Annotated in this window: 5 protein-coding genes and 2 pseudogenes; 1 reads left to right on the top strand and 6 read right to left on the bottom strand. The window is 72.8% G+C overall.

The window, feature by feature from the left end:
- Window positions 1-42: 42 nt before the first annotated feature.
- The 5 genes and pseudogenes from M6G65_RS17615 to M6G65_RS17595 form a co-directional block, all read right to left on the bottom strand.
- Window positions 43-2,361 (bottom strand): DEAD/DEAH box helicase, encoded by a 2,319-nt coding sequence (locus tag M6G65_RS17615; protein ID WP_250102637.1) that lies wholly within the window; start codon window positions 2,359-2,361, stop codon window positions 43-45.
- Window positions 2,358-3,697 (bottom strand): annotated as a pseudogene (locus M6G65_RS17610) (ATP-binding protein). The gene M6G65_RS17615 and the pseudogene M6G65_RS17610 overlap by 4 nt, the downstream one beginning before the upstream one ends.
- Window positions 3,694-5,856, bottom strand: coding sequence for a tellurite resistance TerB family protein (locus tag M6G65_RS17605; RefSeq protein ID WP_250102636.1), 2,163 nt, complete (start codon window positions 5,854-5,856; stop codon window positions 3,694-3,696). The pseudogene M6G65_RS17610 and the gene M6G65_RS17605 overlap by 4 nt, the downstream one beginning before the upstream one ends.
- Window positions 5,816-6,994 (bottom strand): peptidoglycan-binding domain-containing protein, encoded by a 1,179-nt coding sequence (locus M6G65_RS17600; RefSeq protein WP_250102635.1) that lies wholly within the window; start codon window positions 6,992-6,994, stop codon window positions 5,816-5,818. The genes M6G65_RS17605 and M6G65_RS17600 overlap by 41 nt, the downstream gene beginning before the upstream one ends.
- Window positions 6,995-7,404: 410 nt before the next feature.
- Entirely contained in the window at window positions 7,405-8,490 is a 1,086-nt protein-coding gene (locus M6G65_RS17595; RefSeq protein WP_043074874.1) for an isocitrate/isopropylmalate dehydrogenase family protein, read from the bottom strand.
- A 517-nt stretch (window positions 8,491-9,007) separates the two neighbouring features.
- Between M6G65_RS17595 and M6G65_RS17590 the strand changes: the two genes are divergently transcribed.
- Window positions 9,008-10,090: a catalase family protein gene (locus tag M6G65_RS17590; RefSeq protein ID WP_043074875.1), complete on the top strand. Its 1,083-nt coding sequence runs from the start codon at window positions 9,008-9,010 to the stop codon at window positions 10,088-10,090.
- A gap of 319 nt (window positions 10,091-10,409) precedes the next feature.
- Here the strand turns inward: M6G65_RS17590 and M6G65_RS17585 are convergent.
- A pseudogene (locus tag M6G65_RS17585) lies at window positions 10,410-12,781 on the bottom strand (bifunctional diguanylate cyclase/phosphodiesterase).
- Between the last annotated feature and the right edge of the window lie 284 nt (window positions 12,782-13,065).

The raw sequence follows: 13,065 nt of genomic DNA, 5'->3' as shown, positions 1-13,065 counted from the left end.
CGTCCCGTGTCCCGGATGCCGCGGTCGGCCGCGCCGACCGCGTCAGGCGCCGGGTTCGAGGATGCGGCGCGCGACGTCAGGGACGGCGTCCGCCTCCAGCCGCTCGACCGCCAGCGACCGGGCGAGCAGGGCGTCGGTCAGGTAGCCGTCGTACTTCTCGCGGACGGGCTTCGCCGCCAGGCCGGCAAGGGCGCCGGCGTCGGGGGGCGGGGAGCCGGCGATGTCGGTGAGGACGGCGCGCAGGTCGCCCGCGGAGCAACCCCGCACCTCGACGGCGTGGCCGTAGGGCGTGGCCTGCAGGTTGCGGGCCAGGAGCGTCAAGGCCAACGTCTCAAGCTTGGCCGCGCCGACCCACGGCAGGACCGTGCAGTCACGCCCGACCTCGGCGATGCAGGTCCCGTCGAGGCCGTACCCCAGGAAGGCCGCCCTGCCTTGGTCGAGCAGCGCGCGAGCCCCGGCGTCGAGGTAGGCGGGCATCCCGGTGCCGGACAGGCATCGCCGCATCGCCGCGGCGACGGCGTCGTGCACGCCCGACCATCCGCCGCCGAACCTCGGCGGCAACGCCGACTTCGTGGGAGCCACCACGACGACCTTGGCCCGTGCGTCCAGGGACTCGATCCGCCATCGGCGGCCATTGAAGATGATCGTCTGCCCGGGCGCCAGCGTCAGGTCGAGCGGCACCGTGCCCAGGACCTTCCCGCCGACGACCATGACCCGGTACTCTTCGTCCGTCTGGAAGACGGCGTAGAACTGATGGCCCTCCGCGAGACGCTCGCCGGCCGGCCCCAGCATCAGCAAGCCGTCCGGCGACATCTCGACCAGGGCCGCCTCGGGACGCGCGATCGCCCTTAGCAGCTCGACGAACAGGTCGCGCGAGACGTTTCGAAACGGCCCGCGCCCGCAGAGCGTCCTCCAGGCGGCGTCCGGCCGCAGGCCCCCCGTCTGGGCGACGAGCGCGAGCACCTGGTGTGTGAGCGTCGAGAGATGCAGCCCGCCCACCCGCGGCGGCTCGCACCAGCGCTCCAGGAGCAGGTCGACGGTCGCCACGGCCTGCACGAGGTCGAGGCGCAGCCGGTCCGCCGGATGGAGCGTCGGCCCCGCCGCCTCCTCGGCGACGTAGATGCGCAGGACCGATGGCATGCCGGGCCGCCGGCCGGACCGCCCGAGCCGCTGGCGGAGCGACGACACGGATGGGCCCGGACCGATCTGCGCGACGCTCTCGACGTCGCCGATGTCGATGCCGAGCTCCAGGGTCGTCGTCGCCACCGCGGTCGTCGGCCGGCCGTCCTCGCGCAGGCGGGTCTCGACCGCCTCGCGCTCGGCCCTGGCGAGGTTGCCGTGGTGGGCGAAGAACTCGTTGGGGAGCCGCGCGTCCTCGGCGAGGGCGCGCAGGCGGTCCGCATACACCTCCACCCGCTGCCGGGATCCGGCGAACAGGAGGTTGCGGCGGCCGCGGAGCACCTCGAACAGGTGAGACGCGATCGGCTCGTCGGCCCCGTTCGCGTCCGGGGCCGGCTTCACGGGTTCCGCGCGCTCCGGACCGTCGGCGTCGGGGGCGCCTTCGCGACGCGCGTCCGCGGCTTCGCTCCCGGTGCCATTTCGCGGCGGGCGCTCGTAGCCGCGGACCTGCAGCAGCAGGTCGGCGCCGCCCTCGCGGCTCTCCACGAGCCGGACCGAATCCGGGGCGCCCGGCCGCAACGCCTCCCGGGCGAGGCGCATGTCGCCCAACGTGGCCGACAGCCCGACGCGGTCGACGTGGTCGCGCCCGCAGGCCACCTCGACGCGCGTCAGGAGGGACTGGAGCTGGCGGCCCCGCTCCGTGCCGACGAAGGCGTGCAGCTCGTCCACCACCACCGCGTCGAGCGCCCCGAACAGCCGCGCCGCGTCGGGTCCGCGGCGGACCAGCGTCGCCTCAAGGGATTCCGGCGTGATCAGCACGACGCCCTGGGGGCGCTCGCGCGCCTTGCGCTTCGCGTCGGCCGGGACGTCGCCGTGCCAACGGTGCAGGGGGACGTCGCAGGCCTGCAGCAGGCCTTCGAGGCGCCGGTGCTGGTCGTTGATCAGCGCCTTCAGCGGGCAGACGTAGAGGATGGCGAACCCGGGCCTCCCGCCGTCCAGCCGCGGCAGGACGCGCGTCAGCAACGGCAGGAACGCCGCCTCCGTCTTGCCCGCGGCCGTGCGGGCCGAGAGGATCACGTCGCCGCCCGCCAGTATCGCCGGGACGGCCATCTCCTGGACCTCGCGCAGCGCGGTCCAGCCCTGCCGCCAGATCCAGCGGCGCACCGGCTCGGCCAGGGCTTCGAAGGCCGTCGAGGCCGCGTCGGGGACGACGTGGGCGCCCGGCGCCCGCGCGCCTGTCACAGCCGCAGGCGCGCGAGGTCGTCGGTCCCCGCGGCCTCGCCGTCGCCGTCGTCCGCGGGCGCCGAAGCGTCGGCGGCGCCGTCCTCGGGTATGGCCACGGCGCCGAGCCGTTCGCGCCAGTCCGCCCCCGGGTTCTGGTCCAGCACGGCCAGGAGGTCCACGAACGCCTTGACCGTGTTGCGGGGCGTGCGGAAGTAGGCGTCGCCCACCCTGGCCCGGCAATGGTCGAGGAACGCGTGCAGCGCCTCGTCCGGGACCAGGTGGCGGGCCCGGTCGCCGCCCGCGAACACGTCCCGCAGGCGTTCGAGCAGGACCAGCATCTCCTCGGGGGTCAGGTTCTGCAGCCGGACCACGGGACCGGACAGGTCCACAAGGCCGTCCGTCGCGAAGCTGTTGCCCGCGAGCCGGGACTGGAGCGCCTCGTAGGAGTAGAGGCCCCGCCGCGTGTCCAGCAGGAACTCCGGCGTCCCGCCGAGGACGAACCCCAGGCCCTCGACCGTGCCCTGGAGGACGTCGTTGAGGACGCGCAGGATCTGCTCGTAGTTCTGGTTGCGGGCCTGGGGGCTCTGGAGCTTGTAGAGGTTCACGAGCTCGTCGAGGCAGACGAACAGCCCGTCATAGCCGGCGAGGCGTACGAAGCGGGCGAGGAGCTTCAGGCTGTCGTAGACGTTCCCGTCGTCGATGATGCCGCGGACGCCGAGATCCTGGCGCGCCTCGGTCCGCGTCGCGTACTCGCCCCGCAGCCAGCGCAGCGCGTTCGCCTGCCGTGCCTCGTCGCCGTCCTCGTGGGCCGCGGCGTAGGCGGCGACCACGGTGGCGAAGTCGTAGCCTCCCACCTGTTCCTGCAACTCGGCGAGGCCGGCCCGGATCGCGTCCTCGGTCGCGCGCCCGGGGCGCTTCCCGTCCTCGACGGCCCTGGCGACGAAACGTTCGAGGACGTTGCGCATGGCCCCGCCGTCGGGCGCCGCGCGGGTCGCGAGGTTCCGGGCGAGCTCCGCGTACAGCAGCCGCGCCGGCCCCCCGTCGCGTGGAGCCGGCGGTCCGGGGCGAGGTCGGCCTGCATCACCACCAGGTTCTTGGCCAGGGCGAGCTGGCGCACGAGGAAGAGGAAGAACGTCTTCCCCGCACCGTACTCGCCGACGACGAAACGCAACGCCGCGCCGCCGTCGGCGACCCGCGAGACGTCCGCGAGGAGCGCCTCGATCTCCCTTCGGCGCCCCACCTGGATGTGCTGCAGGCCCAGGCGCGGCACGACCCCCGCCCGCAGTGCGTTGACGATGGTGTCGCGGTCCCGGGGCCTGATGTTCGGCGCGGGCTTGGTGACGGTGACGGTCATGCTGTTTCCAAAAGGTGGGCCGGGATCAGGCCGACGTTCACGAGGACCGGGTCGCCCTCCTCGGCGAGCGGGTCGTCGAATCGGTCGAAGGACCACGCGTTGAGGTCCTCCATCGCCGCGCCGGGCATCAGCCCGCGCTCGCGGGCCAGGCGGTCGAACGCGTCCCTCGGCCACTCGGGTCGCCCCGCGAGGGCGCGCATCAGGCCGGCGAGCCGGGCGTCGAGGCCATCGAACCCGCCGTCGGGGGCCCCGGGGGCGGCCATCGGGGCCGGTTCGGCCTCGGGGGGCGCCCCCTGCGCCTCACGGATGGGGTCGGCGTCCAGGTCGAACACCCCGGCGAGGACGGAGCTCACCGCCTCGGTTTCCGACCTGATGGCGGCCAGGCGCTCCGCATCGACGCGTCCCGCCGGCGCGGGCGGTCCCCGTTCCGCCCGTCGGGACGCGTCGGCGGCCGCACGGCCCGACGGCTCCCGCCCGTCCTCGGGGCCGCCGGGGATGAGGAAGGCCGCCTCGCGCGCCGGGCCGCGCGCGACGAGCACGGGCCCGTCCGGCGCCGCCGCCGGCGCGGCCCCGTGCAGCGCCGAGTACAAGCCGTTGAGGTCCAGGCCCATCTGACGGAACGCCTTCTCCAGCAGCGCGATCTCGGCCCGGTGGTGGCGGCCGTCGCTGGACGCCACGCGCACGAGCGTGTCGGCGACGGCCCGCTTCCGCTCCGGGTCCAGCCCGGCGAGCCGGGCGCGCATCGAGGTGAGCTCGGTCGGGTGGGCTTCGAGCCACGATGCGTCGGCACCCAGCCGCAAGCGCTCGTCCGGGCCGAGGCCCGGCGCATCGGAAGCCAGGTCGCGCAGGACCGCGCGTTCGTCCTCGGTCACGACGCCGTCCGCGCGGGCCATCAGCATGCCGACGGACAGGGTGAGGAACGCAGCCTCGTAAGCCGCGGACGGGGCGTCCACGGCGTCCCGAGGCCCGGTCAACGCGAACAGCGTCACGTCCGCCGCCGGGGCTCGGACAGGGAAGCGGGGGTCGGGGATCAGGCCGATCCCGAAGCGGCACAGGACGTCGGCCAGCTCCCGCGGCTTGGCGGCGGTGGCTCCCGCATCGGACCGCCCGGCCACGCGCCTGCCCAGCTCGGCCAGCGGCACCGGGGCGCACGCCTCCGCCCGCTCGCGCAGCCACGAGAGGTGGGCGGCGGCCGGCGCGTCCGCCGCGCGCTCGCGCTGGCCGGCCGGCAACAGGGCCAGGGCCTGGAGCGAGAGGGGGGACGCTCGGCCCGCCTCCTTGCCCAGGTGTCGGCTGTAGGCGTCCAGCCGGTCGGAGCTCAGGTCGAGCAGCTCGCGCCCGAGGGCGAGCGCGTCCGCGTGACGCGCGAGGTCGGGCATCCGCTCGGACCCGAAGAGCGCGAGGTCGACCTCGAAGGTCCGGCTCGCCGCCCGGTACAAGGCCGGGGACGGCGCGCCCTTGCGCCACTTGATCGGCAGGCCGCCGGACGGATGCCGGCGCTCGAACTCCGCCACGAACTCGTCCCTGACGCGGTCGAAGGCGCGGCGCGCCGGCGTGCGCACGCGCGTCTCGGGGTGGGACATCGTCCATGCCAGCAGCCAGACGCCCTCGACCGGCTTGCCGTCGCGGATGCGGGAGCCGACGGCGAAGCGCACCGACAGCGGCAGCTCGTAGCCGCTGGGCTCGAAGACCGGCGCCGGATCCGTCCCGGGCACGAGCGACAGGGCGTCCAGCGCCGCCAGCAGGCAGCTCGCGTAGTGGCGGAACGAGCCGTTGTCGCCGTAGACCGAGAGGAGCCGCTCGACTTCCGCTCGGATGGCGGGCCTGTCCTCGGCCGATCCTTCGAGCACCCCGCGCCGTTCGAGCCCGTAAAGGTACAGGAACACGTAGCCGATGGGCGTCCCCGGAGCGGCCCGGTCGCCGGCCAGCCATTCGAGGTAGGCCCGACGGGACGAAGGCTTCATGCTCCCGTAGGACGGGCAGTATTCCAGGTGCCGGCCGGCGGTGTCGGAGGTGGTCCTGGGGACGGCGAGCCCGGGGTCGACCAGGCAGTTGTCGTTCTGTTCGCCCCCTTGGCCGGCGGCAAGGTCCTGCCGACGTAGACGAGCCCGGGAAGGGTCAGGCCCGCGACGGCCACGCCGACGCCGGCGGGGACCCACGTCCGGTCGCCGGCAAGCCTGTGCTTCGATGGACGCGTCGCGGGTTCGGATGCCCGGGGTGGCGCGGCCGCATCCGGGGAACGCGGGGCGATGGCCGGCGGGTGGCACGAGCGGTCGTCGGCCGTCTCCGGCGATCGCGCGACGAAAGGGTTCGAGGCAGGCGCCGGACCGGCGCGCGGCGGCTCTCCGGATCCTGTCCGGGATCGATCGCGCCGGATCGATCCGTCGCTTCAATGGGATCATCCGCCGGCGGATCGGCGACGGCGTCCGGCGCCGGGACCTCCGTGGAGCCGACGAGCCCCGTCATCGGGCTCGGGTCGGCCATCGGCGTCCTCGGTTCGGGAATGACGGCGACGTGGTTCGAGGCCGCCGGCCGTGCAGCGCGCAAACCCACGGGTGCCTCGCGCGGCAGGCCGGTCGATGGAGCCGGCTCGCCGTCCCTAAGCCCGGCGTCGATGGTCTCCGGCGTGGACGGGACCAATTGGCGGCGTCTGCGGCGCACGCCCCAGGCGGCCAGCAGGGCGCCGGGTACGATGGCGCCGACCAGCGCGAGCGTGGCGAGGGGGAAGGCGGGGGCCGGGGACTGGCTCGAAGTCCCCGGCGCTTGCGATCGTGGCTCGGCGGCGGGGTTCGGCGCGTTGGCCCTGGACTCTCCCGACGCTTGACCGGAGACCGAAGGCGCGGCGGCTTTCGCCCCCCCGGTGTGTCCGTCGGGGCTGTCGCTATCGATGGCATCCTGGGCCGACGACGTCGGCGCCGGGCTTTCCTTGGCTCGCGCATCGGGATCCGGGACTTGTGCGACACCGACGGATGGCAGCGGGGAGCGCGCGGTCGCGTCGGGCTCCGGGGCCTTGGCGATCGGCGAAGCCGCAGACGGCTGCCTGGATCGTTGCCGCAAGCGCGCCAGCGTGTCTGGATCGGCCCTTCCGCTCTCGGGGAGACCTTCGCCGCGCTGGAAGCGTCTGAGGGCAGCCAACGACCGCGGGCCCCACCTGCCGTCGATCGTGCCAGGGTCGAAGCCAAGGTCCCTGAGGTCGTTCTGTGCGGCGCGGGTGGCCTGATCGACCCCCTGCGCCGAGGCATCCCCACCCGACGGGGGACGGAAACGAACGCCATCACCAAGACCAGGGCGGCCCAACGCCCCTTGGCTCTGCTTACCCTTGCCACGTGATCTGGCTCCGCGGGCCGCCGCGCGTTGTCGCCGCCTGGCCCACGACCGTATTCTGATTTGGTCCGCGAATCCAAGACCGAACGCGCCGTTCCGGGTCCGCTATCCTAGGTTGAGGATAGCCGGCCGTGCGGGTCGCACGGATGCGCGCGGTCCGATCGTGGCCGATCCGGCCCGGACAGGGCGCGCGGTTTCGGGCCGTTGGCCCCGCATCGCGCCGCGCCTGCCCGTCGAGACGGGCCACAGGCCGGCCCGATTCCTCGCAGGTCGAATCGAACCGTGCCGTCGCGCTCGTCGCAGGGTCGGCGACGCGAGCCGCGCACCCACTCGCGAGGTCCGCACCGGGGGAAGGCGGGCCAGTCGCGTCGTTGGCTGACGACCTACCGCGTATGACGAAGCCGGCTTTCGACTTCCTTGCAGAGGGTCTCCGCAAAAGCCTGGGTACCGAGCAGGCCACCGAGGTCGCGTGTGCGGGTCGCTGGGTCCTTGACCAGGTGATCGACGGCCGCGTCAATCGCCGCCGCGCCCCGCCGAAGATCGGGACGGTCGAGCCGATCTGCCAACCAATCGAGCAGCATCGCGGCCGACAGCACCAGCGAGCATGGGTTGGCCTTGTCCTGCCCCTGGATGTCGGGCGCCGAGCCGTGCTGAGCTTGCGCCACGCAGTGCTGGTCGCCTGCGTTGATCGCCGCGCCCAAACCGAGGCTGCCCGACAACTCGGAGGCGAGATCCGACAGGATGTCCCCGAACATGTTGGTGGTGACTATCACGTCGAAGCGGGCGGCATCGCGCACGAGCATCGCGGTCATCGAGTCGATCAACTGGTCGTCGGTGGCGATATCCGGATAGCTCTCCGCCACGCGGCGGCCTTCCTTCAGGAACAGGGCGTCCGACATCTTCAGCACGTTGACCTTGTGGACGTAGGTCAGCTTCCGCCGACGCCGGGTGCGGGCGATCTCGAAAGCGGCGCGGGCGATCCTTTCGGAGCCCTTGGCGGTCACCTTGCGCATGGCGATGGCGACGTCGGGCGTCGGCATGAACTCCCCGGTGCCCATGTGCATCGTGCGGTCGGCGTAGAACCCTTCCGTGTTCTCGCGGACGATCACGAGGTCGATGGGCGTGCGGCCGTAATAGGCCAGCCCTTCACGCGAGCGGCACGGCCGGATGTTGGCATAGAGGTCGAGTTCGCGCCGCAGCAGCGCCGAGCCGTTGATCCCACCCTTCTCGCGGGGCGGATAGTCCGAGTGCGAGACCGGCCCAAGGATCACCCCGTCCGACGCCCGGCAGCGCTCCAACACCGCCTCCGGGAACGTCGAGCCATCCCTCGCGAGGCGGGACAGCCCGATCTCGTGTTCCTCGAAGGTGAGCCCCAGGGCGAGCGCCCGGTCGACGACTTCCAGCACGCGGCGGGTGGCATGTGAGATCTCAGGTCCAATGCCATCACCCGGTAGCATGACGAGGTGCATGAGCGCTTCTCCCTGACCGCGCCGGTACGCTGGGCTCATAGAGTCAGCCCTCGACATCCGGAACGCAAGGCGTTCGGACTGCGGTGCGGTCGAGGGCGCATCGACGTCTTGCCCTCCAGCGAGGGCCGGCGCCGCCGCGGGCGCCGTTCAGCCTCCGGCGGTGGGTACGAGGGGGCGGATTTCGACCGCCGGAGGCCTTGCGCCTGCGCGAACGACAGGGTCTCCGCTGTGCGGCGCCGCTGGTCGCAGTCGGCGGAACACCCGGGATCGAATTGCCAGGGCGTACGTGCGCTCCGAATTGGGCATGACTCAATCGTCCGTCGCCGAGTTTCGGGGAACGAAGGGCCTGGGCTGCGTTTGTCGAGGTACGGTTGGCGATGCCGCCAGTACCCCGATCATGGCACACGCGCGCGGCAGTCCCGGGGGCGACCCGGGAGCCGGCACGTCCGCCCGGTGCAGCCATCGTCTCGCGTCGAGCGTGGCGCCCGATACGGGCACATCCTTGAGGAGGTCGGCCATGGACTACCTGCGCTACGCAGCCGAGATCGAGACCCCCGCGCCGGACGAGCAGAAGACCATCGACGGCATCATCGAGGGGATGACCCGGCAGTCACGGGCCGTCGAGGCGCGCGAGCACCATGCGGTGCGCGCGAGCCACGCCAAGAGCTCGGCCTGCGTGACCGGCGAACTGGTGGTCGCAGAGGGTCTGCCGCCCGAGTTGGCTCAGGGCCTTTTCGCCACTCCGGGGACGCATCCGGTCGCGGTGCGCTTCGCGCAAGGCCCCGGCGAAACGCTGGGGGACCGCGTCTCGACCCACCGCGGCATGTCGATCAAGGTCTTCGACGTGCCCGGCGAGAAGCTGCCCGGCCACGCGGTCGACACCCAGGATTTCGTCCTCGCCACCGGCACGACCTTCCCGTCCGGCACGGCGGCGGGGTTCCTGCGCGACGGCACGGTCATCGGCAAGTCGACGGGGATGCCGGAGGGGGTGAAGAGCGCAGTCTCCTCGACCGCGCGTAACCTCAACCGTGTCCTACACGCCTTCGGCACGGAGAGCGCCATGGCCGATTTCTTCGGCCACCCCTACAGCCATCCGCTCGCCGACAGCTACTTCAGCCAGGCGCCGGTCCGCTTCGGGGACTACGTGGCCAAGCTCGGGGCCGTGCCGGTGACCGACGCCCAGCGCGCGCTCTCCGAATGGCGGCTCGACCCCCATCAGGACGAAAACGGGTTCCGGCACGCCACGGTCGACTTCTTTCGGGAGCACGACGTCGTCTACGAGCTGAGGGTCCAGCTTTGGGCCGACGCCGACAAGCAGCCCATCGAGGACGCCTCGGTCGACTGGCCGGTCTCGGTCAGCCCGTACCGCACGGTGGCGACGGTTCGCCTGCCGCCCCAGGACGCCTACTCCCCGGAGCGGGTGAACTACTTCGACGAGGTGATGACCTTCCGTCCCGCGCATAGCCTCGCGGCGCACCGGCCGCTTGGCTCCGTCATGCGGGCGCGGCTGCAGGTGTACAGGGCGCTCAGCGCGTTCCGCCATCGCGAGAACGGCGTGGCGGAAGAGGAAACTGGCGGCATCGACCGCATCCCGGCCTGAGGACGGCGACGCCAGGGACCGGTCGGTCAGAGAGGATTCGATGACGAGCCCGAGGGCAGACGGCCCGCGACCCTGATTGCGCCGCGCGTCACGGAGGACCGGCGTTCACCAGGCCGCGCGAGGCGGTGTTCGAGGCCGGGGCGAGCATGATGGTCATCGGGCCGAACGCCGCTCAGTCGCGGGGCGCGGTCGCTCCGCTGCCTCTCCGGCGAAAGCCTGCTTCAGGTCGGCGGCGACCGCGTCCTCCGCCCGCTTGGCCATTCGGGCGATCCGTCGCGCGACCGTTCGGTGATGGCGTGCCTCTCGCTCGCCGGGGGTGTCACGCGGCATCCTGCCTGACGATCCCATGGGTATGGCGGGAGAACGCCGCGATGGGCGACGGGCGTCCCAGGAGATAGCCCTGCACCGCATGGCATCGCTCTGCGGCGAGGAAGCCGAGTTCGGCCTCGGTCTCGACCCCCTCGGCCAGGACCGGAAGCCCGAGGCCCCGGCCGAGGCCCAACACCGAGCGCACGATGGCCGCGGTCTGCTCGTTGGTGTCGACGGCGCGCGTGAACGAGCCGTCGATCTTGATCTTGTCGAACGGGAAGGAGCGCAGGTTGGAGAGCGACGAGTAGCCCGTCCCGAAATCGTCCATCGCGACACGCACGCCGACCGCCTTGAGTTGCCGCAGGGTGAGGAGCGCCCGGTTCGGGTCGCTGATCAGCGCCGTCTCCGTGATCTCGACCTCCAGCCGTCCGGGGGCCAACCCGGTCCCGAGGAGCACCTCGTGCACCAGCCCGACGAGGTCCGGGGAGTGGATCTGCACCGCCGAGACGTTGACGGCGATGGACAGGGCCTTGGCCAGCCCGCGGCCTCGCGGCAGGCCTCGCGCAGGACCCACTCGCCGATCCGAAGGATGATGTCGCTCTCCTCCGCGATGGGGATGAACACGGACGGCGGGACGTGGCCCCGCTCGGGGTGCCTCCAACGGAGCAGCGCCTCGAAGCCGATGACCTCGCCGGTGCCGACCTCGGTCTGGGGCTGGTAGACGAGCTCCATCTCGCCGCGGGCGACGGCATGGCGGAGGTCATGTTCCAGCGAGCGGCGCTCGTGCACCTCCGCGCCCATCCGGGCCTCGAAGAAGCGGTACGTGCCGCGGCCCTCCGACTTGGCCCGATACAGGGCGGTGTCCGCGAAGTTGAGGAGCGCCGCGCGTTCCCGGGTGTCGTCCGGGTAGAGGGCGACGCCGATGCTGGTCGCGATGCTGGGGCCGCCCCCCTCAGCCCGGCCGGCGCGCAGCGCCTCCAGGATGCGCTCCGCGAGTCCCCCCGCGGCGGTCGCATGCTCGCACGGCATCAGAACGGCGAACTCGTCGCCGCCGAGGCGCGCCATGGTCTGGGTGCCGTCGAGCTCCGCGGAGACGATGCGGGCGACGGCCTCCAGCATCGCGTCGCCGGCGGCGTGACCGAACAGGTCGTTGACCTCCTTGAAGCGGTCGAGGTCGAGGCAGAGCACGGCGAGCTTGCGTCCCCCCACGTCCGCCGCCCGCATCTCAAGGTCGAGCCGCTGGCCGAAGCTGGCGCGGTTCGCGAGGCCGGTGAGGGCGTCGTGGTGGGCGAGGAACGCGATACGGCTTTCGGCCTGGCGACGGGCACGCAGGTCGCGCACGGCCACGGCGTAGTGGGGCCGCCCGGCATGCTCGACCGGCTGCATGATCACCTCGACCGGGATCAAGGTGCCGTCCGCGCGCCGAAGCTCGACCTCCACCGGTCGCTCGGGATGGCCGGCCATGAGGAGGCGTGTCGCTTCCCCGGGAAGGTAGGCGGACAGGGACGAGCCCGGGAGGCCGGCCTGGGGCCGGCCGGCGAGCTTGGCGAAGCTGCGGTTGGCGCTGACGACGGTGTCGCCCGTGCAGACCACGAGCCCCTCGACGGCGGCGTTGGCGAGGCTGTGCAGGCGGTCGGCCTCCAATTGGGCATGCCGGCGGTCGCGGAGGTCCAGCGCGAGCGCGGCGCCGGCCATGAGGAGGATGGTGAAGCTCGCCAGCGCGACGGCGACGGCCAGCCACGCGTTCGGGACCGCGGCCTCGGAGACGGCCATGGTCGGGTCCGGGGTAACGGTGACGGCGCCCATCGCGGTGAAATGGTGCCCGCAGATGGCGAGCAGCAGCAGGAGCGCGGCGGGAAGCTGGCGGGCGAGGCCTCGCCCGCCCGGCCGGGCCGACAGGGCGGCCCCGCCGAGCAGGACGGAAAGGGCGAGCGAGGCCGCGACGGCGGCGGGGTCCCACGCCTTGTGCCCGGCGACGTCGTAGGCGGCCATGCCGGTGTAGTGCATCGCCGCGATGCCGAGCCCGACGACGCCACCGCCGGCCCATGCGGCCGCACGCCCCCCGACGGAGACCGAGAGGGCCACGCCGGCGCCGACCAGCGCGATCGCGAGGACGAGGGAGAGCGCGGTGAGACCGAGATCGTAGCCGCCCGGGACGCCAGGCGCGAACGCGAGCATGGCGATGAAGTGCGTCGCCCAGATGCCGGATCCCCCCGCGAAGGCGGCCACGGCGAGCCAGCCGACCTGGACCCAGGCGGCGGTCCGGCGGGCGTGGTCGACGAGGCAGACCGTCGTCAGCGCCGACAGTCCGCAGGTGGCGGCCGCCAGGACGACGAGGCGGAGATCATGGGTTTCGACGAGGCATCCGACGACGTTGAGCATGGCGCGGCCTCGAAACCCGTTGAATCCCTCTGATCGCACAAGTCCCTGTCGGACGAGTTAAGCGTGCGCGACCATGTCGTGGATCCACAGGCGATCGCCGATGGGTGCCGCGGATCGGCCGTGCCCCCTTCCGGTGGGCCTCCCGGTCATCGTCGTGGCGTCGGGACGGTGTCGCCGAGGGGCGCGGCATGGGACCACGGCTCGCCGACCTTGCCGGCCAACAAGCGAGATCGACGCGGTGTTCACCGGCCTCGACATGCGCGGCTCCACCGCGGGCATGCAGC

It is taken from the genome of Methylobacterium tardum (assembly GCF_023546765.1).
GTDB classification, from domain to species: Bacteria; Pseudomonadota; Alphaproteobacteria; order Rhizobiales; family Beijerinckiaceae; genus Methylobacterium; species Methylobacterium tardum.
Note: the sequence above shows the minus strand (reverse complement) of the source record. Positions and strands in the feature narration are given on the sequence as shown.

Bases quoted from the DNA above. Each gene is read 5' to 3' on its own strand.
- M6G65_RS17595 (WP_043074874.1), bottom strand. From the start codon at position 8,490: ATGCACCTCGTCATGCTACCGGGTGATGGCATTGGACCTGAGATCTCA.
- M6G65_RS17590 (WP_043074875.1), top strand. From the start codon at position 9,008: ATGGACTACCTGCGCTACGCAGCCGAGATCGAGACCCCCGCGCCGGAC.